General features: G+C 58.2%; 19 protein-coding genes, 1 tRNA gene and 2 pseudogenes. 15 read left to right on the forward strand and 7 right to left on the reverse strand.

The genetic code is table 11. The features are described 5' to 3' along the window. Positions 1 to 9: 9 nt before the first annotated feature. The 4 genes from ACYZTX_RS27155 (at position 10) to ACYZTX_RS27170 (ending at position 2,669) form a co-directional block, all read left to right on the forward strand. Positions 10 to 86 (forward strand) — tRNA-Ile (locus ACYZTX_RS27155). Between the two features lie 403 nt (positions 87 to 489). Next, positions 490 to 765 carry a DUF3077 domain-containing protein gene (locus ACYZTX_RS27160; protein ID WP_462036596.1) on the forward strand — a complete coding sequence of 92 codons (276 nt, stop codon included), beginning with the start codon at positions 490 to 492 and terminating at the stop codon, positions 763 to 765. A 354-nt stretch (positions 766 to 1,119) separates the two neighbouring features. After that, the gene (locus ACYZTX_RS27165; RefSeq protein WP_462036597.1) at positions 1,120 to 1,863 is read left to right on the forward strand and encodes a HipA family kinase; all 744 of its coding nucleotides are present in this window, start codon (positions 1,120 to 1,122) and stop codon (positions 1,861 to 1,863) included. Further along, entirely contained in the window at positions 1,860 to 2,669 is an 810-nt protein-coding gene (locus ACYZTX_RS27170) for a DUF3037 domain-containing protein (RefSeq protein ID WP_462036598.1), read from the forward strand. The genes ACYZTX_RS27165 and ACYZTX_RS27170 overlap by 4 nt, the downstream gene beginning before the upstream one ends. Positions 2,670 to 2,766: 97 nt before the next feature. On the opposite strand, the gene ACYZTX_RS27175 is transcribed toward ACYZTX_RS27170, so the two are convergent. Further along, the gene (locus ACYZTX_RS27175; protein ID WP_462037120.1) at positions 2,767 to 3,447 is read right to left on the reverse strand and encodes a peptidase M41; all 681 of its coding nucleotides are present in this window, start codon (positions 3,445 to 3,447) and stop codon (positions 2,767 to 2,769) included. A 220-nt stretch (positions 3,448 to 3,667) separates the two neighbouring features. Between ACYZTX_RS27175 and ACYZTX_RS27180 the strand changes: the two genes are divergently transcribed. From ACYZTX_RS27180 to ACYZTX_RS27225, 10 genes are all read left to right on the forward strand, one after another. Further along, a complete protein-coding gene (locus ACYZTX_RS27180) occupies positions 3,668 to 4,129 on the forward strand; it encodes an Lrp/AsnC family transcriptional regulator (RefSeq protein ID WP_007980298.1) in 462 nt (153 codons plus the stop codon). A gap of 156 nt (positions 4,130 to 4,285) precedes the next feature. Continuing rightward, the gene (locus ACYZTX_RS27185; RefSeq protein WP_462036599.1) at positions 4,286 to 5,968 is read left to right on the forward strand and encodes a flavin monoamine oxidase family protein; all 1,683 of its coding nucleotides are present in this window, start codon (positions 4,286 to 4,288) and stop codon (positions 5,966 to 5,968) included. A 12-nt stretch (positions 5,969 to 5,980) separates the two neighbouring features. Beyond that, positions 5,981 to 6,775, forward strand: a complete 795-nt coding sequence (locus ACYZTX_RS27190) for a carbon-nitrogen hydrolase family protein (protein ID WP_462036600.1) — start codon at positions 5,981 to 5,983, stop codon at positions 6,773 to 6,775. A 48-nt stretch (positions 6,776 to 6,823) separates the two neighbouring features. After that, positions 6,824 to 9,256, forward strand: coding sequence for a pyrroloquinoline quinone biosynthesis protein PqqF (gene pqqF, locus ACYZTX_RS27195; protein WP_462036601.1), 2,433 nt, complete (start codon positions 6,824 to 6,826; stop codon positions 9,254 to 9,256). Between the two features lie 155 nt (positions 9,257 to 9,411). Continuing rightward, entirely contained in the window at positions 9,412 to 9,486 is a 75-nt protein-coding gene (pqqA, locus tag ACYZTX_RS27200) for a pyrroloquinoline quinone precursor peptide PqqA (RefSeq protein ID WP_009045898.1), read from the forward strand. Positions 9,487 to 9,558: 72 nt separating this feature from the next. Beyond that, positions 9,559 to 10,470: a pyrroloquinoline quinone biosynthesis protein PqqB gene (gene pqqB / locus ACYZTX_RS27205; RefSeq protein ID WP_462036602.1), complete on the forward strand. Its 912-nt coding sequence runs from the start codon at positions 9,559 to 9,561 to the stop codon at positions 10,468 to 10,470. 22 nt (positions 10,471 to 10,492) lie between these two features. Beyond that, positions 10,493 to 11,245 (forward strand): pyrroloquinoline-quinone synthase PqqC, encoded by a 753-nt coding sequence (gene pqqC / locus ACYZTX_RS27210; protein WP_462036603.1) that lies wholly within the window; start codon positions 10,493 to 10,495, stop codon positions 11,243 to 11,245. Further along, entirely contained in the window at positions 11,242 to 11,517 is a 276-nt protein-coding gene (gene pqqD / locus ACYZTX_RS27215; RefSeq protein ID WP_462036604.1) for a pyrroloquinoline quinone biosynthesis peptide chaperone PqqD, read from the forward strand. Before pqqC ends, pqqD begins: the two co-directional genes overlap by 4 nt. Next, the gene (gene pqqE, locus ACYZTX_RS27220) at positions 11,510 to 12,664 is read left to right on the forward strand and encodes a pyrroloquinoline quinone biosynthesis protein PqqE (protein ID WP_462037121.1); all 1,155 of its coding nucleotides are present in this window, start codon (positions 11,510 to 11,512) and stop codon (positions 12,662 to 12,664) included. Before pqqD ends, pqqE begins: the two co-directional genes overlap by 8 nt. Then, positions 12,630 to 14,456, forward strand: coding sequence for a S9 family peptidase (locus ACYZTX_RS27225; RefSeq protein ID WP_462036605.1), 1,827 nt, complete (start codon positions 12,630 to 12,632; stop codon positions 14,454 to 14,456). Before pqqE ends, ACYZTX_RS27225 begins: the two co-directional genes overlap by 35 nt. 65 nt (positions 14,457 to 14,521) lie before the next feature. On the opposite strand, the gene ACYZTX_RS27230 is transcribed toward ACYZTX_RS27225, so the two are convergent. The 3 genes and pseudogenes from ACYZTX_RS27230 to ACYZTX_RS27240 all read right to left on the reverse strand — a co-directional run bounded on the left by ACYZTX_RS27230 (position 14,522) and on the right by ACYZTX_RS27240 (position 15,433). Continuing rightward, positions 14,522 to 14,680 (reverse strand): YqaE/Pmp3 family membrane protein, encoded by a 159-nt coding sequence (locus ACYZTX_RS27230; RefSeq protein ID WP_007904205.1) that lies wholly within the window; start codon positions 14,678 to 14,680, stop codon positions 14,522 to 14,524. Between the two features lie 83 nt (positions 14,681 to 14,763). Next, positions 14,764 to 15,084, reverse strand: a complete 321-nt coding sequence (locus ACYZTX_RS27235; protein ID WP_461966706.1) for a helix-turn-helix domain-containing protein — start codon at positions 15,082 to 15,084, stop codon at positions 14,764 to 14,766. Beyond that, positions 15,077 to 15,433: pseudogene (locus ACYZTX_RS27240) on the reverse strand (type II toxin-antitoxin system RelE/ParE family toxin). Before ACYZTX_RS27240 ends, ACYZTX_RS27235 begins: the two are co-directional and overlap by 8 nt. Positions 15,434 to 15,708: 275 nt before the next feature. Here ACYZTX_RS27240 and ACYZTX_RS27245 point away from each other — a divergent pair. Continuing rightward, positions 15,709 to 15,863 (forward strand): annotated as a pseudogene (locus ACYZTX_RS27245) (LysR family transcriptional regulator); the annotation flags it as partial. Positions 15,864 to 16,089: 226 nt separating this feature from the next. Here ACYZTX_RS27245 and ACYZTX_RS27250 read toward each other — a convergent pair. The 3 genes from ACYZTX_RS27250 to ACYZTX_RS27260 all read right to left on the reverse strand — a co-directional run bounded on the left by ACYZTX_RS27250 (position 16,090) and on the right by ACYZTX_RS27260 (position 21,232). After that, the gene (locus ACYZTX_RS27250) at positions 16,090 to 17,868 is read right to left on the reverse strand and encodes an acyl-CoA dehydrogenase C-terminal domain-containing protein (protein ID WP_462036606.1); all 1,779 of its coding nucleotides are present in this window, start codon (positions 17,866 to 17,868) and stop codon (positions 16,090 to 16,092) included. Between the two features lie 187 nt (positions 17,869 to 18,055). Then, a complete protein-coding gene (locus tag ACYZTX_RS27255; protein WP_462036607.1) occupies positions 18,056 to 19,852 on the reverse strand; it encodes an acyl-CoA dehydrogenase C-terminal domain-containing protein in 1,797 nt (598 codons plus the stop codon). Positions 19,853 to 19,942: 90 nt separating this feature from the next. Next, positions 19,943 to 21,232 (reverse strand): GGDEF domain-containing protein, encoded by a 1,290-nt coding sequence (locus ACYZTX_RS27260; RefSeq protein WP_462036608.1) that lies wholly within the window; start codon positions 21,230 to 21,232, stop codon positions 19,943 to 19,945. Positions 21,233 to 21,412: the final 180 nt, after the last annotated feature.

Below are 21,412 nucleotides of genomic sequence, written 5' to 3' on the forward strand. Positions count from 1 at the left end.
GCCTACTGAGGGCCTATAGCTCAGTTGGTTAGAGCAGAGGACTCATAATCCTTTGGTCCACGGTTCAAGTCCGTGTGGGCCCACCAAACAAGAAAGCCGCGCAATGCGCGGCTTTTTCGTGCCTTATGTTTAATTCAGTTTGCTTCGCGTGTCGCAAAGTCGGATGACGCCCGCAGACCTTGTAGGCAAACTCTGAAACTTGCATTTAGGCGCTTTGCTGCCATGTTGCGCTTTTCTTCGACGGGATAATCTCCGGACGTCGCTGACCATTCAGCGATCGGGCTTGGAAACCCGTTGAAATTAGTCGCAACAGCGCCGCGTCACGTTTGCAGACGCTTTTTTAGCTTGCACTCTTGAGTTATGACGGCTGTGCGCGGGACGTCTTCGGGCGTGCCGGTTTCCTAATTTCCCGGTTTTCCAACCTGCGCACAGCTGTCACCCATTCGCTTGGAAATGAATGTGACAGCTCTTCAAATTAGGAGCTACACCATGACAAAAACAAATCCCTCCGAACCCTCAGCACTGAAAACCATCGGCCTCACGCCTTTCATCTACTGCTCAAACCAAGCGCTGTTCCATGTCAATCGAGGCGTTCCCATTGCTGATGCCTTGGCCCAGGCCTCCGATCTGCTGTTCCTCGCCAAAGCACTTACCGTGGATGCCGCCTACGCAAAAGACACCGACCGCCATACTTGGGCCGCGCATTATCTGACGGCGATGAGTAAGGCGGTGATTGATGATGTGGTGAAGGTGCTAACACGGTGACCCAGTCGGACTGCGGCGAAGTCCGAAAAAATAGTCGCACACAAGCCGTGGGATTCCCCTAGGCAAGTCGGACCCTAAACTCTAGAAACGCGTAACTCAGGCAAATCCGTTTGATGGACAGCAAAAAGCCCCGGTGCTTTCGCAACGGGGCTTTCTGTAAGTCTAAATATCGGCCTCTTCTTTCACGGTTTCCCGCTTCTCCCGCTCACCGGTTAGGACTGGTTAGCGCCACCGAAATTAACACCTCTTGCTTCCAAGGTTCCTACGCAACGCCCTTAAAAATCATCACAGGGCATGGTGCAGTAGGATGCAGACCAGTATGGTCTGCCAAGATAATTTATAGGGGCGCCGGGAATGGCCGCGGTTAACTACATAGAAGCGGTTGAGATCATCCGGCGACTGGAGGGTGGCATCACACGCCCCTTCCTGTGCCGCGCCAGCAATGACAAACACTATGTGGCCAAGGGATTGGAATTGCCGCCCTCCGAGCGTATTGCCGAACTGCTCTGTGCCCGCCTGGCCGCTCAATTCGGCTTACCAATCCCCGAGCATGGCTATATCTACATTGACCCTGCCCTGCTGCGCTACAACTCAGAAGCACGCAGCGATCTTGGGCCTGGAGATAGCTATGCCCTGGCCTATGTCGCGGACGCTGCAGACCTGTTGTACTCACAAGCACTTCAGGTTCCGAGCGACCTGCAAAAAGCCGTTTTCGTCTTTGATTACTGGGTAGGTAACAGTGATCGTCAGTTAGGGCCATTGGGCGGTCGCCCCAATTTGCTGATGTGCGGCCTCGATAATCAGCTGCAGCTGATCGATCACAACCAGGCGTTTCAATGGCCATTGGATGCTCAAAAGTTCTCGGAAAGCCATGTATTTGGCCCGAGCAATCGAACATGGCAACTGGATCTGGTCGACAAAGTTGAATACAGCCAACGGATGCACGACACTGCTAGGCGGTTTCGTGACCTATGCTTGGACATACCCGATGAATGGTGTGAATCCATTGGCAACCCGGGGCTCGACATTCTGCTCGAAGAAATCGAAAGTAACCTGATGCTCTGTCAATCGGACGAGTTCTGGAGCGTCCTGCAATGAAATACACCTGCCTTTACAGCATCGTGCGCTTCGCGCCTTTCGCCGAAACCGAAGAGTTTGCCAATGTCGGCATTGTTCTCTCGGCACCAGCTATAGGGCGCATGGAGTACAGGCTCGCCCGCAAAAACCTGAAACGGGTCAATCATTTCTTCGAGTGCAGCAACCTATTCGCCAAGGCTATGGAAATAGCCCAGAACGAATTGGATAGCGTTCGCCTCATGACAACAGAAGCCCAAGAGTCGCAGATCGTTAACCACTTTCGTTTCCTGACCGAGCCAAAGGAGTCATTGATTCGCTTCAGCCCAATGCGCTCGATCTTGGTGGAAAACTTCGACACGACCCTTGCAACGCTGTTTAGCCGCTATATCGAGCGCCAAGGCATAGGGCGTGATCGTCGTGAAGAGATCATGGTTCGAGAAATTCGAACAATGTTCTCGGAAGCATCGATCCGCAATTTCCGCGACGATACTCTGACCGGTGACCTGACCAAGCTGCACCTGCCCTTGGTTCACCGAAACGAAGTAGTGGCCGCTATCAAACCCTTAGCTTTTGATCAGGCCGAACCAAGTGCAATACTCGACCACTGCGACCAGTGGCTGATGAAGTTTGTACGCGCCGAACAGGAAGGGATTATTCAGTTGAAAAACGTCCTGATCCCCGTAACCACCCCCGCTGAAGATCTGTCGCCTCGCCACCTTAAAGCGGTGCAAATCGCCAAGGCTAGCATCCAGGAGCGCGGACTGCAGTTGGTCGACTTCCAGGCTACACAGGCAATCGCCGCCTTCGCGCAGAACTACGCTCAGTAATCTCACGCGAAACGCTCACGCTTTGAAATACGCCTCGACTTTCGGGGCTTCCACACCGTGATCGGGAGCGCTGCTGCAATGCGTGCCTGGAATGTCGTTACTTTCTGCGCTGACCGGCATCACTGCCACTGTCAGCCCGGGCACTTAACGAAGAAATAGCCTGCACGGGCAGCATCCGTTCAAGCATTTCCCCCGTCAGAACGACCTCATACGTATCCGCCGCCCTACCCCATTGCTCCACGATGACCATGCCGTCTACCAGCGCCCCTGCCAATCCGGTAATCGTATCGGCCAATGCCTCTACGATCGTTTGAGTCCGGAGCCACACGCGATCAGTTATCTCTTTCAGCTCAGCCGTTATGCGGTCAGACGACGAGGGATCCGTATCGGGGTAGGCGATATTGCGCAGCAAGTGCCGTAACTCCCTTATTTTTGCGTAGTCCTGTTCCGCCCCCTGCTCTCCTTTCAGGATGGCTGCCGCTTTCGACTTATCGACTAATTTCCTGGGCGAATGTTTTGAAGGTAATGTCTGCCCCATAGCGCCAGCAAGGAGGACCATCATCCGGGCTTCCAAATGCTCCTTCATCGCGTCTATCGACGAAATGGATCGCACCAAGGTGATGGAAGCACCCCCTTGATGCCTTAAGTCCATGGTCACTGTCAGGGTCACGCCCCCCGTTGCAAACCCCAGGGCTCGGGCCATGACGTAGTGCCCCATTTCGTGATGGGCAATCTGCAACGCATGGTCCCGTATAGCGGGAGGCATCTTGTTCGTCATTTCCATCACCTCGCATCCCTTGATGTCGCATTCGACTACGAGTGACTGTTGCTGTCCATCCACAGAAAAAGCCGCGCAGTTGCGCGGCTTTTTCGTACCTGCGTTTCAGCCTTTACTTCGGCAAGGCGTACGCAATCACGTAGTCACCCCGCCCACGAGCGCTGCGCGGGATGTGCCTGTAATATGCCAACCCATTGATCTGTACCGCTGGAGACGACCTTTGCCTGATACTCGCCCACCTGTTCTTGACGAAATCGACCGCCAGTTGATCGCAGCCCTGCAAATCAATGCCCGCGAGAGTGTGGCCATGCTCGCGCGACAATTGGGCATCGCTCGAACCACCGTGACTTCGCGGCTGGCTCGGCTGGAAAAGGCCAAAGTGATCACCGGTTACGGCGTACGTTTGGGTCAACGCGTAGTAGATGGCGGCTTGCAGGCCTACGTCGGGATCACGGTGCAACCGCGTTCGGGCAAGGAAGTGTTGCGACGTCTCAGCGCGATGGCTCAGGTGCAGCAGTTGTGCGCGGTCAGTGGCGAATTTGATTACGTGGCGTGGTTACGCACCGATTCACCTGAGCAGCTGGATCAGTTGCTCGATCAAATTGGCAGCGTGGATGGCGTGGAGAAGACCACGACCTCGATCATTCTCAGCAGCAAGATTGATCGCGGCCAGCCGGTTTAATCCAATTTGATCAACTCGCTCGTCTAATTGCAGCATTCACAAGCAAAACGACGACACATTGCGTCTTATTAACGTGTTCTACGCTCTTTAGAATGGCTGCCATCTTTTCCTATACTCAGACGCGCATCCCGCGTCGGGTCGCCAGCAAGGTCAGCCATGAACAAGAACAATCGCCATCCTGCAGACGGTAAAAAACCAGTCACCATTTTTGGTCCGGACTTTCCCTTCGCCTTCGACGACTGGATCGAGCACCCGGCCGGCCTGGGCAGCATCCCTGCGCACAATCATGGCGCCGAGGTAGCGATTGTCGGTGCCGGCATCGCCGGTTTGGTGGCGGCCTATGAATTGATGAAACTGGGCCTCAGACCTGTCGTCTACGAAGCTTCGAAAATGGGCGGCCGTCTGCGCTCCCAGGCATTCAACGGCGCTGAAGGCATCGTCGCCGAGCTCGGCGGCATGCGTTTCCCGGTGTCGTCCACCGCGTTTTATCACTACGTCGACAAGCTGGGCCTGCAAACAAAACCTTTCCCGAACCCGCTGACACCGGCCTCGGGCAGCACGGTGATCGACCTCGAAGGCCAGACCCATTACGCACAGAAGCTGGCGGATCTTCCTGCACTGTTCCAGGAAGTCGCCGACGCCTGGGCCGATGCGCTGGAAGCCGGTTCGCAGTTCGCTGACATCCAGCAAGCAATCCGCGACCGCGATGTACCGCGCCTCAAAGAGCTGTGGAACACCCTGGTCCCGTTGTGGGACGACCGCACATTCTATGACTTCGTTGCCACCTCCAAAGCCTTCGCCAAGCTCTCGTTTCATCACCGCGAAGTGTTTGGCCAGGTCGGTTTCGGCACCGGCGGCTGGGACTCGGACTTCCCGAACTCGATGCTGGAAATCTTCCGTGTGGTCATGACCAACTGCGACGATCACCAGCACTTGGTGGTCGGCGGTGTGGAACAAGTGCCGTTGGGGATCTGGCGCCATGTGCCGGAACGATGCGTGCACTGGCCTGAAGGCACCAGCCTCAGCTCGTTGCACAGCGGCGCACCGCGCTCCGGTGTGAAAAAAATCGCCCACGCACCGAACGGCCGTTTTACGGTCACTGACAACTACGGCGACACACGCGAATATGCGGCGGTACTGACCACCTGCCAGAGCTGGCTGCTGACCACCCAGATCGAATGCGACGAAACGCTGTTCTCGCAAAAAATGTGGATGGCCCTCGACCGCACCCGCTACATGCAATCGTCGAAAACCTTCGTGATGGTCGACCGGCCATTCTGGAAGGACAAGGATCCGGAAACCGGCCGCGACCTGATGAGCATGACCCTCACCGATCGCCTGACCCGTGGCACCTACCTGTTCGACAACGGCGACGACAAGCCCGGCGTGATTTGCCTGTCGTACTCGTGGATGAGCGACGCGCTGAAAATGCTCCCGCACCCGGTGGAAAAGCGCGTGAAGCTGGCACTGGATGCGCTGAAAAAGATCTACCCGAAAGTCGACATCGCCGCGCGGATCATCGGTGATCCGATCACCGTGTCCTGGGAAGCCGACCCGCATTTCCTCGGTGCTTTCAAAGGCGCCCTGCCCGGCCACTACCGCTACAACCAGCGCATGTATGCGCACTTCATGCAGGCCGACATGCCGGCCGAGCAACGCGGCATTTTCATCGCCGGCGACGATGTTTCGTGGACACCGGCCTGGGTCGAAGGCGCGGTGCAGACCTCGCTCAATGCGGTGTGGGGCATCATGAAACACTTCGGCGGTGAAACTCACGCCGAGAACCCGGGTCCAGGAGATGTGTTCAACGAGATCGGTCCGATCGCCTTGCCCGAGTAAGAGGAATCCGAAATGCGCGTAGCCCTTTACCAATGTCCACCGCTGCCCCTGGAGGTTGCTGGCAACCTGCAACGTCTGCATCAACTGGCGCTGGAGGCCAAAGGCGCCGATTTGCTGGTGCTGCCGGAGATGTTCCTGACTGGCTACAACATCGGCGTCGATGCGGTCAGCGTCCTCGCGGAGGTGTATAACGGTGAATCGGCGCAGCAGATTGCGCGCATTGCCAAGACGGCCGGGATTGCCATTCTTTATGGCTACCCCGAGCGTGCGGAGGACGGCCAGATCTACAACGCCGTACAGTTGATCGACGCTCATGGCGAGCGGTTGTGCAACTACCGCAAGACTCACCTGTTCGGCGACCTCGATCACTCTATGTTCAGCGCCGGAGGGGATGATTTCCCGCTGGTCGAGCTCAATGGCTGGAAGCTCGGTTTCCTGATCTGTTACGACATGGAGTTCCCGGAAAACGCCCGGCGCCTGGCCCTGGCCGGTGCCGAGCTGATTTTGGTGCCGACGGCGAACATGATCCCCTTCGATTTTGTTGCCGATGTCACCGTCCGTGCACGGGCCTTCGAAAACCAATGTTATGTGGCTTACGCCAACTATTGCGGCAACGAAGGCGAGATCCAGTATTGCGGCCAGAGCAGCATCGCCGCGCCGGATGGCAGCCGCATCGCCCAGGCCGGCCTTGATGAAGCACTGATTGTCGGCGAACTGGATCGTCAGTTGATGGTTGACTCCCGCGAGGCCAATCGCTACTTCCTCGATCGCCGTCCCGAGCTTTATGGCGAGCTGAACAAGCGCTGATCCTCCGTTATCCGCTAGCATTAGCGCTTCTCTGTTCTGGAAGTGCTCATGCCTGCGCTGAATCACCCCCACCTTCGCACTGAAACCCTGGCCAACGGTCTGCGGGTGACGCTGCGTCATGTTCCCGATTTGAGGCGCAGTGCTGCTGCGTTGCGAGTCGCTGCTGGCAGCCATGATGTGCCGCTGGCATGGCCCGGGCTGGCGCACTTTCTCGAACACCTGCTGTTTCTCGGTACAGAGCGCTTTCCCGCTGGCCTTGGGCTGATGGCCTACGTCCAGGGTCATGGCGGTCAGCTGAATGCCAAGACCAGCGAACGCACCACGGACTACTTTTTCGAATTACCGCCTCAGGCGTTTAGCGGTGGACTGGAGCGTCTGTCGGACATGCTCTCTCATGCGCGTATGACTTCGGACGATCAATTGCGGGAACGGGAAGTGCTGCATGCAGAATTTGTCGCATGGTCCGGGGATACGGCCGCTCAGCAGCAATTTTCACTCTTCGCTGGCCTTGCAGCGGCGCACCCACTGCGAGGATTTCACGCCGGCAACCGTGACAGCCTGCCGGTGGAGCAACCGGAGTTTCAGCAATCCCTGAAGGATTTCTATCAGCGGTTTTACCAGACCGGGCAGATGACCTTGAGCCTGGCCGGGCCGCAGAGTCTGGATGAGTTGAAAGGGATGGCCCACGCATTCGCGGCCGTCATCACCGAGGGCAAAACAGTCCCGCAACAAACGCCTACTCCGCTGATGGAATCTTCGGACAATAATTATCAACAGGCTGGAGAGCGTCGGGTGGATCTGCTGTTCGCTTTTGAAGCGCTACCAGAGGTATCGCCTGAGGCGTTGGCGTTCCTGTGCCATTGGTTGAACGCTGCGAAACCCGGTGGCCTGCTCGCGCACTTGCGCGGGCGCGGTCTGGCTGACAGCCTGAAAGCTGCACCGCTGTATCAGTTTGCTGGACAAGCCTTGTTGCACATCGAATTCGACCTGCCCACTAATGCGCCGCAAACAGGGATCCGCGAGCAGCTACTGGATTGGTTTGGATTCTTTGCCTCGCAGCAACCCTGGACCGGGTTGCGCGAAGAATACGCCGCCCTGCTGCAACGCCAGCAGCACGTCAGCGGCGCCCTACAACTGGCCCGAATGGACTGCGAACAGCGTGAAACAGGGTTGTCCGAATCGGGCGTCGCAGCCCTCAAGGACATACTGAAACAAATCGGCGCTGTGGATAACTTCACCGGCCAATGGCAACTGCCGACACCCAATCCGTTTTTGCGTGCCGAGGCTCCGGCCTCGAATGCCGGACTGATCCGCGGCCAGACCAGCAAACACCGAGGCCTGCGGACCTTTGCTCAGGATCGTTCGCGTGGCCGTCGCGTACGTTCGCCCATGCAATTCAGTCAGGCTTTACCGGATGGCAGTGCTGAAGGCGCGGTTTACCTGCGCTGGCGTCTGGAGGCGGCGCCTCGAGGAAACCTTCAGGCGAATCTGGAAAGCCGCCTGCAGCCATTGCGTGAAGACGCTCGTCAGGCAGGTGTCGATTTTTCCTTCAGCGCATCAGGCAATGAATGGCTGCTGAAAATGACCGGGCTGCAGGAGCCGATGCCGGTAATCCTGGAACATGCACTGAAAGAGCTGACAAAGCCTGATGCCGGTCTCTCACAAGAAACACCCATGAGCGTTGCGCTGATGCCGATTCGACAGCTGCTCAAAGCGCTGCCCGATCATTGCCTTGTGCGCACCGCCGACTCGGACGACTTGACGCAACTTTGGTCGAGCGCGCGCTGGGATGGTTTGGCGACCGGTCTGTCCGCCCAGACACAAGCGGCGATGGGTCTTGCCTTGAGTCGTGTGCCCGGCACTGCGGACAATCAACTGACGCCGCCCTCCCCGATCAGCACGCAGCGTCTCTGGAACGCTGTCGATACCGGGTCCAGCGAACACGCGTTGCTGCTCTTCTGTCCGACCGCAACCCGGGACATCGCTGACGAAGCTGCCTGGCGCTTGCTGGCTCATCTCTGCCAGACGCCGTTTTACCAACGCCTGCGGGTCGAACTGCAGCTCGGTTATGCGGTGTTCAGCGCCCTGCGCCAGATCCATGGGCAGACCGGGCTACTGTTCGGCGTGCAATCGCCCAACGTCGCCCCTCTGGATCTTCTGGAACACATCGAACATTTCCTCAGCGATTTGGCCGGGATGATCAACAACATTGATGACGTGACCTTCATCGACCAGCGCCAGGCACTGGCCGATCAATTCGATCATGCGGCGCTACCCGATGCGCAGGCTGCCGAGCTGCTCTGGCAAAGCAAGCTGGCTGGCCGCTCGTCGGATTATCTGGAGCTTCTGCCTCAGACGATCCTGATGATCGATCGTGACAGGTTACTGGCCGCCGCACATCGACTGAATCAGGCAGAAGGCGGTTGGCGCTGTCTGGCCAGCGGACCGTGCCCAGGCTCACCTTGGCAAGCGGCAAAATGATCATTACCGGCGCTGCAATTAGCTTTCTCAAAGATTCGCGGCCAATCACCCTGTAATTTTGAGTAACATAGCCACCTAACTATCTGAACATCTCCGGCTGGAGGTGGACTATATGTATAGATCTCATCTGTCCCATCACCTGAAGGAGCGTTCCTATGTCCTGGTCCAAACCTGCTTACACCGACCTGCGTATCGGCTTTGAAGTCACCATGTATTTCGCAAGCCGTTAAGTTTGTCTTGTCGTTCAGCGCCTCGGTTTGCCGAGGCGTTTTTGTTTTCAGCGTTGAAATGATGGAGCACCCATGTTCGTCCAGATTCTAGGTTCCGCCGCTGGGGGCGGATTCCCCCAGTGGAACTGCAACTGCGTGAACTGCGCAGGTTTTCGCGACGGCAGCCTGAACGCCAAGGCGCGTACCCAGTCGTCCATCGCGATTTCCGATAACGGCGTGAACTGGGTGTTGTGCAACGCATCGCCGGACATCCGCGCCCAGCTCCAGAGCTACGCCCCGATGCAACCGGGCCGCGCCCTGCGCGATACCGGTATCGACGCGATCATTCTGATGGACAGCCAGATCGACCACACCACCGGCCTGCTCAGCCTGCGCGAAGGTTGCCCGCACAATGTCTGGTGCACCGACATGGTCCATGAAGACCTGAGCACCGGTTTCCCGCTGTTCACCATGTTGACCCACTGGAACGGCGGGCTGAACTGGAACCGCATCGAACTCGACCGCAGCTTCACCATCCCGGCCTGTCCGAGCCTGCGCTTCACCCCCTTGCCACTGCGTAGCGCCGCACCGCCCTACTCGCCGCACCGCTTCGACCCACACCCGGGTGACAACATCGGCCTGATCGTCGAAGACCTCAACACCGGTGGCAAACTGTTCTACGCACCGGGCCTGGGCAAGGTCGACGCACCGCTGCTGGAGATCATGGCCGGCAGCGATTGCCTGCTGGTAGACGGCACGATGTGGGATGACGACGAAATGCAGCGCCGCGGCGTCGGCACCCGCACCGGTCGGGAAATGGGCCACCTTGCGCAGAACGGCCCCGGCGGCATGCTGGAAGTGCTGGAACAACTGCCCAAACAGCGCAAAGTGCTTATCCACATCAACAACACCAACCCGATTCTCGATGAGGATTCACCTGAGCGTGCAGAACTGGCTCGGCGCGATGTTGAAGTGGCCTACGATGGCATGAGTATTGTGTTGTAGCGGATGGCCCAGGAGAACCGAAATGACTGACACAGCAATGTCCCCCGCCGAGTTCGAAGCAGCCCTGCGAGCCAAGGGCGCCTACTACCACATCCATCACCCGTATCACGTGGCGATGTATGAAGGCCGGGCAACGCGCGAACAGATCCAGGGCTGGGTCGCCAACCGTTTCTATTATCAGGTGAACATTCCACTCAAGGACGCCGCGATCCTCGCCAACTGCCCGGACCGCGAGATTCGTCGTGAGTGGATTCAGCGCTTGCTCGACCATGACGGAGCCCCCGGCGAAGACGGCGGCATTGAAGCCTGGCTACGTCTGGGCCAGGCCGTCGGCCTCGACCCGGATCAGCTGCGCTCGCAGGAATTGGTACTGCCCGGCGTGCGTTTTGCCGTGGACGCCTACGTCAACTTCGCCCGTCGGGCCAGTTGGCAGGAAGCCGCCAGCAGCTCACTGACCGAACTGTTCGCGCCGCAGATCCACCAATCGCGCCTGGACAGCTGGCCGCAGCATTACCCGTGGATCGATCCGGCCGGTTACGAGTATTTCCGCACCCGCTTGGGTCAGGCGCGCCGCGACGTGGAACACGGTTTGGCGATCACTTTGCAGCACTACACGACGCGGGTCGGCCAAGAGCGCATGCTGGAAATTCTCCAGTTCAAACTGGACATTCTTTGGAGCATGCTCGATGCCATGAGCATGGCCTACGAACTGAAACGCCCGCCCTATCACAGCGTGACCGAGCAACGGGTCTGGCATAAAGGAATCACCTTATGAGTTTTGATCGCAGCAAGACCCCGACCTGGCGTCAGGGCTACCGCTACCAGTACGAACCGGCGCAGAAAGGTCATGTGCTGCTCTACCCGGAAGGCATGATCAAACTCAATGAAAGCGCCGCGTTGATCGGCGGCTTGATCGATGGCGAGCGTGATGTCGCGGCGATCGTCGCCGAACTGAACGCGCAGTTCCCCGGCGTGCCAGAGCTCGGTGACGACATCGAGCAATTCATGGAGGTCGCGCGTGCTCAGCACTGGATCGAACTTGCCTGATTTCTCGTCAGACAAGTTACCGCCCAAACCGGAAATCGGCCTGCCTTTGTGGCTGCTGGCCGAGCTGACGTATCGCTGCCCGCTGCAATGCCCGTACTGCTCCAATCCGCTGGACTTTGCCGAGCAAGGTAAAGAACTGAGCACCGAACAGTGGATCAAGGTGTTCCGCGAGGCGCGGGAGATGGGCGCCGCCCAGTTGGGCTTTTCCGGCGGCGAACCGCTGGTGCGCCAGGACCTCGCCGAGCTGATCGCCGAGGCGCGCAAGCTGGGTTTCTACACCAACCTGATCACCTCGGGCATCGGCCTGACCGAGCAGAAAATCAGCGACTTCAAGAAGGCCGGCCTGGACCACATTCAGATCAGTTTTCAGGCCAGCGACGAGCAAGTGAACAACTTGCTGGCCGGCTCGAAAAAGGCCTTCGCCCAGAAGCTGGAAATGGCTCGCGCGGTGAAAGCCCACGGCTATCCGATGGTGCTGAATTTCGTGACCCATCGGCACAACATCGACAAGATCGACCGGATCATCGAGCTGTGCATCGCCCTTGAGGCGGACTTCGTGGAACTCGCCACTTGCCAATTTTACGGTTGGGCGCAGCTCAATCGGGTCGGTCTGTTACCGACCAAGGAACAACTGGTCCTTGCCGAACGCATCACCAACGAATACCGCGCAAAACTTGCAGCCGAAGGGCACCCGTGCAAACTGATTTTCGTCACCCCGGACTATTACGAAGAGCGCCCGAAAGCCTGCATGAACGGCTGGGGCAGTATCTTTCTTACCGTCACACCGGACGGAACCGCCCTGCCGTGTCACGGTGCCCGACAGATGCCGGTGCAGTTTCCCAACGTGCGCGACCACAGCATGCAGCACATCTGGTACGACTCGTTCGGCTTCAACCGCTTCCGCGGTTACGACTGGATGCCCGAGCCGTGCCGTTCCTGCGACGAGAAAGAAAAAGACTTTGGCGGCTGTCGCTGCCAGGCATTCATGCTCACGGGGGATGCGAGCAATGCTGACCCGGTGTGCAGCAAGTCGGAACATCACGGCGTGATCCTCAAGGCTCGCGAAGAAGCCGAACACGCGACCCAGTCCATCGAACAACTGGCCTTTCGCAATGAACGAAATTCACGACTCATCGCTAAAAGCTGAACCCTTCAGCGCTGCCAGGGCTGTCGCGGCCGGCATCGACTTCGCCGAGTTGCAGGTCGGCCGGCACGGCTTGTTCTGGAACGAGTACCGACCCGAGGACGCCGCTTGCCGGATCTGGCACTGGCGTGACGGCCAGGCGCATTGCCTGACGCCAGCGGGCTTCAGTGCGCGCAGTCGGGTGTACGAATATGGCGGCGGCGCATTCTGTCTGACCGATGACGGGATCGTGTTCGTCAACGAGGCGGACCAACAGCTTTATCGGCAGTCGCTGGCAGGCGAGACGCCCGAGTTGCTGAGCTCAGGCGTATGCCGATACGGCGATTTGCAGTTCGCTGATGGGCAGGTATTGGCGGTTGAAGAAAACCGCGATCGGCATCGTCTGGTGGCTATCGATGTGGCTGACGGCGTACGTTATCTGCTGGCCGAAGGCGCCGACTTCTATGCCGCGCCGACGTTGAGTCCCGATGCGCAACGACTGGCGTGGATCGAGTGGAGTCGTCCGGATCAACCCTGGACCGCGACTCGCCTGATGGTTGCCGAACGCCAGAACGATGGCAGCTTTGCTTCGCCGCGTTGCGTGGCTGGCGAAAACGCTGAGGAGTCGCTGCAACAACCGAGGTTCGATGCAAGCGGCCGACTGTTTTGCCTGACTGATCGCGGCGGCTACTGGCAGCCTTGGGCGGAATCGGCAGACGGTCTGAACCCACTGCCGAGTGCCGCTGCCGATCATGGTCCAGCGCCATGGCAGCTGGGTGGCAGCACCTGGTTGCCGCTGAGCGCAGGCAGCTATCTGGCAAGCTGGACCGAAGACGGGTTTGGCAGATTGGGTCTTTGCGGTGACTCCCCTGAAGATTTCACCGGCGATTACAGCCGGTTCCGCCATCTCGCACTGGATGAGCGGTTCATTTACTGCATCGCCGCTTCGCCAGTCAGTTCGTCGGCAGTCATTGCCATCGACCGCCAAACCCGGCGGGTCAACACATTGGCTGGCGGAGTTGCACCGTTGCCCGCCGAACAGATCAGCGTCCCGCAAACCCTGCGCTACCCGAGCAGTTCGGGCGAGGCGCACGGCTTTTTCTATCCAGCGATGACCGGTGAAGCAAAACCGCCGCTGGTGGTGTTTATCCACGGTGGCCCGACCTCGGCCTGCTACCCCATGCTCGATCCACGCATCCAGTATTGGGCGCAACGCGGCTTCGCCGTGGCCGACCTCAACTACCGCGGCAGCAGTGGCTATGGCCGGGCTTATCGACAAGCGCTGCACTTGAGCTGGGGCGAAGTGGATGTGGAGGATGCCTGCGCAGTGGTCGCTCATCTTGCCGGACGCGGACTGATCGACGGCAACAAGGCGTTTATTCGCGGTGGCAGTGCTGGCGGCTACACCACACTGTGCGCGCTGGCCTTTCACACAGTCTTCCGCGCCGGCGCCAGCTTGTATGGCGTGAGTGATCCGGTGGCACTGGGCCGGACAACCCACAAGTTCGAAGGCGATTATCTGGATTGGCTGATCGGCGACCCGGCGCAGGATGCCGAACGCTACGCGGCACGAACACCGCTGCTGCATGCGGGCAACATCAGTGTGCCGGTGATTTTCTTTCAGGGTGAACTGGACGCTGTGGTGGTGCCGCAACAGACCCGCGACATGGTCACGGCGTTACAGGACAACGGCATTCTGGTTGAAGCGCATTACTACGCTGACGAACGCCATGGCTTTCGCAAGGCAGGGAATCAGGCCCATGCGCTGGAGCAGGAGTGGTTGTTTTATCGAAGGGTGATGGCGCTGGCGGACTGAGATCACAGCGCTCCATTCGCGGGCAAGCCTTGCCCGCGAATGGAATCTATCTGACGCCGCGAAACTCAGCGCTTGGCGATGATGTAAACCGCATGCACGATCCCGGGGATGTAACCGCACAACGTCAGCAGAATATTCAGCCAGAACGCGCCGGCGAAACCGACTTGCAGAAACACACCCAGTGGCGGCAATAGAATGGCGATGATGATGCGAATAAAGTCCATCGGGTAGCTCCTGATTTAAAGTTGGCTCGTGTGAGCCTACAGCTAATCGACCTGTACCGTTCGTCAGGGTTCAGTGCAGTTCTTCAGGCCAGTATCTCAAGACCGTGTTTCTGAACGATGCTCAGCAACTTCAGCGCCATGCCACTGGGGTGCTTGTCTCCCGCTTCCCATTGCTTAATCGTCGAGGCGCTGGTGTTCAGATAACGCGCGAACACCGGTTGGCTGACATTGTTGCGCTCGCGTAGCGCTTTGATCTGCTCAGCGGGGATCGCGTCTGGAACCGTTGCAAGGCACGAATCATCGAATTCACGCATGGTTGCCTTGCTGATTGCACCGATGGCAAACAAGGCACTGGCCGATTCGTGTATCGATTCAAATACTTCACTTTTGAATTTTTTACTCATGGGATATCTCCACAAACTCCTTAGCGTCCAGCAAGTGCTGGACTTGCATCTCGGTCAATGCGCCATAGACCTTGGCTAAACCGCGCAATTCTGTAAGCTCCGCAAAATTGATATTGCTCCGATCCTTCTTTGCAAACAGCTACTGATAAATCCAGTAATGCCCACCCCTTGCCAGAACAATCGATCGATGGCGATTGGCATTCAAGCGCTTCTTCCAGACCCCACCGCCGAGATTGTCCGCCTGGCCATTGAGCATTTCGGTGAATGCCTCCCGAAGCTCATCATCACCGACCCAGGCCTTTCCGGCCTGCATCGCAAAACGCTTTGTCTTGAATAACCTTGGTGGCATCGGCATCCCTTCCAGAAACATACCACTCAGTGGTATAGAACTCAAAGCCAGTTCCACAACAATGTTGTTTCACCGGCACCGGCATTCCTTGCCGGTCCTTTTAAAAAACCATTGATCCCGCTACCGCTCAAGCACTGAAATGCGTTTGGCAAAACGCAGAGACAAAAAAACGCCCCACGCCAAAAGAATCAGGCATGACGATGCGTTGTACCGCGAGACGGTTCGGGAATTCGTGTAGGGCGGGTCTGATCAGACGGGAATCCCTTTGCGACACTGCCGAGCCGAGGGTGCCGCTGAAAGTCGGATTGGTGTGTCGGGATGTGCAGCGACAACAAGCCTCGCTGGCCTTATGGCGTACGCTGCTGGAAGAAGTGATGAATGGCTCAGAGGGCGTTTGAACAGCCCGGCAACGCTAGATGAAATGAGCTGAGCACTTTCTGCAGGTAAAAGAAAACCCCGCCGAAGCGGGGCTTTGCAGACTGTTTCCCTGACATCCATTTCACTCCACCGTCCTGGCAGAATCCTACGTGTCCGTGTTGTTGCTTTGCGCTTCCTGCGCGACGTCCATGTGAAGTAGATTAGCTGTGGATCCAATCTGCATCTATGGGAGAAGAGCAGCACGTCATGTAAGAGAATGCTTACATGACGTTACATTGTCAGAACTGTCCTGCGTCCAGCAGGAACAACGACTCGCTCCCAGCCTTCACGGACGCGCTCAATGAGTGAATACGCGGCAGCAGACGTGCGAAATAGAACCGCGCGGTGCCCAACTTGCTCGCGTAGAAATCGTCCTGCGCTTCTTTTCCAAAAGCGGCCTTGGCCATGAGTGCCCACATGTAGGCGTAGGCCACATAACCGAAGGCTTGCAGGTACTCGACCGACGCCGCACCGATTTCATTTGGGTTGTTTTTCGCACGGTCCAGCAACCAGGCGGTCAGTTCGTCGAGCGTGGTCACCGCATCGTTCAGCGGTTTGGTGAACTCGGCCAGGTCTGCGCTGGCGGTTGCGGTGAAATGACGGATCTCGTCAGCGAACAGGTTGTAGAACGCCCCGCCAGTGCCGACGATCTTGCGCCCGACCAGATCCAGCGCCTGAATGCCGTTGGTGCCTTCGTAGATCTGGGTGATACGCACGTCACGAACCAGTTGCTCCTGGCCCCACTCGCGGATGTAACCGTGGCCGCCGAACACCTGCTGGCCGTGGATCGTGGTTTCCAGACCCAGGTCAGTCAGGAACGCCTTGGCCACCGGGGTCAGCAGCGCCACCAGGTCTTCTGCGCGCTTGCGGGTCGTGGCGTCTTCGCTGAACTTGGCGGTGTCCAGTTGCATGGCCACGTACGTCGAGAAGGCACGACCGCCTTCGTTCGAGGCTTTCATGGTCAGCAGCATGCGACGCACGTCCGGGTGGACGATGATCGGGTCTGCCACTTTATCCTTGTTTTGCGCGCCGGTAGGCGAACGGCTTTGCAGACGATCGCGGGCGTATTCGACGGCGCTCTGATAAGAACGCTCGCCACATGCCAGACCCTGGATACCAACCCCAAGACGCTCGTAGTTCATCATGGTGAACATCGCCGCCAAGCCTTTGTTTGGCTCACCGACCAGGTAACCGACCGCTTCGTCGAAGTTCATCACGCAGGTTGCGGACGCCTGGATGCCCATCTTGTGCTCGATCGAACCGCAGTTAGCCGGGTTACGCGCGCCCAGGCTGCCATCGGCATTGACCATGAACTTCGGCACCAGGAACAGCGAGATGCCTTTAGGCCCCGCCGGTGCATCTGGCAGTTTGGCCAGCACCAAATGGATGATGTTTTCGGTCAGATCGTGTTCACCACCGGTGATGAAGATCTTGGTGCCACTGACTTTGTAGGAGCCGTCGGCCTGAGGCTCGGCCTTGGTGCGGATGATCCCCAGGTCCGTCCCGGCGTGTGGCTCGGTCAGGCACATGGAGCCGGCCCAGACGCCGGCGTACATGTTCGGCAGGTACGCGGCTTTCAGCGCTTCGCTGGCGTGGGCGTTGATCGACAGGCAGGCGCCCGCGGTCAGCATCGGATACAGACCAAAAGACAGGCTGGCGGAGTTGACCATTTCTTCGACCTGAGCCGAAACAGCCTTGGGCATGCCCATGCCGCCGTAGGCCGGATCGCCACCGACACCGACCCAACCGCCTTCAGCGTAAGTCTGGTAAGCCTGTGGGAAACCTGCCGGCGTGGTGACGGCACCGTCCGCCCAGTGACAACCTTCTTCATCAGCCGCACGGCTCAGGGGCGCGATGCTTTTGCTGGTGACCTTGCCGGCTTCTTCAAGAATGGCTTCAACCGTTTCAGCATCGACAGTCTCGGCGAGCGCAGGCAGTTCGGCCCAGAGTTTGGCGACCTCGAAAACTTCATTGAGGACGAAGCGCATATCGCGCAGGGGCGCTTTGTAGTCAGCCATGGCAAACCTCGCAGGATCTAAACAGGTGATTCGTAGGAGTGGTACTTTCGTTGGGTTCGAGTGTAACCCAACAACTTTTACGACACATAGGGTCAGCACATGACCGTTTTGTTATTTTTAGTCACTGGAAATCCGACCATTAAAGAAGCCCGCAGCTAGGCGGGCTCTTTTCCGACGATTTGAAAAACTATAGCGCGAACAACTCCGCAGGCAACTTCATCAGGCAATCGCTGCCTGCCTCGATGGCCGCGCGATGAGCCGCCGTGCGTGGCAGCAAACGCTTGAAATAAAACTCGCTGGTCGCCAGTTTTGCCTGGCAGAAATCGGCATCGCCACTGCCCGAATCAAGCTGTGCCTGAGCGACCAGCGCCATGCGCAGCCACAGATAGCCGAGGATGATGTAACCGCTGTACATCAGGTAATCCACCGAAGCCGCGCCGACTTCATCCGGATTTTTCATCGCGGCCATGCCGACCTGGGTGGTCACCTCTCCCCACTGCCGATTCAGGTCGTTGAGCTGCGCCACATAGCTGGCGAGTTGCGGATGCCCGGCGTTTTCCGCACAGAACGTGTGGACGATTTTGGTGAAGCCGCGCAGCAATTTCCCTTGGCTGCCAAGGACTTTTCTTCCCAGCAAGTCCAGCGCCTGAATACCATTGGTGCCTTCATAGATGGGTGCGATCCTACAGTCACGCACCAACTGCTCCATGCCCCACTCGCGGATGAATCCGTGACCACCAAACACCTGCATGCCGTGGTTGGTCACTTCCAGTCCGGTATCGGTCATGAAGGCTTTGCAGATCGGCGTGAGGAACGCCAGCAGGTCTTCGGCCTCCTGACGCGCCGTTGCATCCGGGCTCAGATGCGCCATGTCCAGCAACTGCGCGGTGAAATACGTCAGCGCACGGTTGCCTTCGTTAAAGGCCTTCATGGTCAGCAACATCCTGCGCACGTCAGGATGAACAATGATCGGATCGGCGGCTTTTTCCGGCGCTTTCGGGCCGGTCAGCGAGCGCATCTGAAGGCGGTCGTTGGCGTACTTGATCGCACCCTGAAAGCTCGCCTCCCCCAGACACAAACCCTGCATGCCGGTGCCCAGACGTGCATGGTTCATCATGGTGAACATGCAGTTCAGGCCCTTGTTCGGCTCACCGATCAAGAAGCCCTTGGCACCATCAAAGTTCAGCACGCAGGTGGCCGAGGCCTTGATGCCCATTTTGTGTTCGATCGAGCCGCAGGAAACGCCGTTGCGCTCGCCAGCGTCACCCTCGTCATTGGGTAGGAATTTAGGAACGATAAACAGCGAAATGCCCTTGGTGCCGGCCGGAGCGTCCGGCAGTTTCGCCAGCACCAGGTGAATGATGTTGTCGCTCATGTCGTGCTCGCCGGCGGAAATGAAAATCTTGCTGCCGGAGATCGCGTAACTGCCATCGGCCTCAGGCACCGCGCGGGTTTTGATGATGCCCAGGTCGGTGCCGCAATGGGCTTCGGTCAGGCACATGGTGCCGGTCCATTGGCCGGCGGTGAGTTTGCTCAGGTACGTCTGTTTTTGCTCCTCAGTGCCGTGGGCGTGGATGGCCGACATCGCGCCGTGGGTCAGGCCTGGGTACATGCCCCAGGAGGTGTTGCTGGAACCGACCATTTCACTGATGACCAGCCCCAGTGAACTCGGCAAACCCTGGCCACCGTAAGCCGGATCAGACGCCAGGCCATGCCAGCCGCCTTCAACGTATTGTGCGAACGCCTGCTTGAAGCCTGTAGGCGTCGTGACCACGCCATTGTCGAAATGGCAGCCTTCTTCGTCACCGCTGCGGTTCAGCGGTGCGAGAACGTTCTCACAGAATTTGGCACCTTCTTCGAGGATCGCATTGACCATGTCCGGGCTGGCATCGGTGGCGCCCAGCGCGGCGTAGTTGCTGTGAAAATCGAAGACGTGGTCGATCAAAAAGCGCATGTCGCGCAGGGGGGCTTTGTACTCAGGCATGGTCATTTCTCCGGCAGCAGATTCCCCAAACCTACTGCCGCGCCCCCGCCCTCACAATCACAGTCCAGACGCTGAATGCGTCATCATCACTCAATCACTAGCGGCGTCCATGCGCACCGCGCCGCGACGGTTCTGACCGAACGCCACCACGCAGTTTCGCCCCGCACCCTTGGCGCTGTAGAGCGCCTCGTCAGCGGACTTGAGCACTTTTTCGGGAGTACGCTGCTCCAGTCGTTCGGCGACACCAATACTGACGGTGACCGACACACTTGAGGCGCCCGAACCTGCCCGGCGCTGGCGACCTTGCTGGTCGTCCTGGGGGCGGCTGTCCTGATTGCGCAGCTGAATGTTGTAGGTGGCGATGGACTCGCGGATGACTTCCAGGTGCGGCATGCACTCTTCAAGGGTCTTGCCCGCGAACACCAGGGCGAATTCCTCACCGCCGTAGCGATATGCCCTACCGCCACCACCTATTTTCGACAGTTTGCTGGCGACCAGTCGCAGCACCTGGTCGCCGACATCGTGGCCATGGGTGTCATTGAATTTCTTGAAGTGATCGACGTCGCTCATCGCCAGCACGTAATTGCGGCCGAGCCGCTGCATACGTTCGTTCAGCGCACGACGTCCCGGCAAACCAGTGAGTTCGTCGCGGAACGCCATCTGATATGCCTCGTGCGCCACGGCGGCCGCGATCATCAACATGACCTGGCTGCACATGATGTTCAGGGTAAACGGCAGGATGAAGGTTTTCGGCAACATCCAGAACAAGCCGAGCAAACCGACCAACTGCGCCGCATGCAGCGGTCGCGGGTTGCGCCAGTACTGCCAGGCGAGCAGCACGAAAGAGGCGATGAACACCGGATACGACAGCTGGATCAGGCTCATCCACGCACCATGCAGTGCCGGCCAGCGAATTTCCGAGAGCCACATCAACAGCGCTTGTGGATAACTTTGTTTGAGACCCAGCGCGACGCTACCGAACGCCAGCAACACAGCGAACCGCGCCACCATGTCTTGAAACAAATGAGTGCGTTCCTGCCACGCGGCGAAGATGCCGAACAGCAGCGGCAACAGCAGGCAACACAAATGGAACACCACGGCTGCGTCTTCGCGGACCTTGCCGTTATCGCGGTAAAAGTCGGTCTGGGTATCAAGCAAAAAGTAGGCGATGTACACCGTGACCATGAGGAACAGCTCGCGCTGTCGCCGATAAACCGCACAATACGACCCGCCAAGCAGCAGGACCAAGGTCGGCAGGACGTTGAACAATGACGTGAAGAATACGTTGAGATCTTTGACGTAGGCCGCGGCAAGCCCCGCCAGTAACAGGACCAGCGACGGCAGGAAATGGTTGATATGAACAGCAGAAGAACGCGGCAAGGGGTTGAGCTCCGACCCGGGCAAATCAAAGATGGCATTGTGCCTTCGCTTGGCGCAGTTAAGCACACGCAATGTGATCTGCATCACACCGCACCCTCTATAACGGCAGGAATTCGGTTTTTCTGAGCGATTTACCAGGTATTTCAGCAAAAAAAGTGGCTGATAGCCATTAGCTTGGCG

It is taken from the genome of Pseudomonas sp. MDT1-17, from assembly GCF_054898105.1.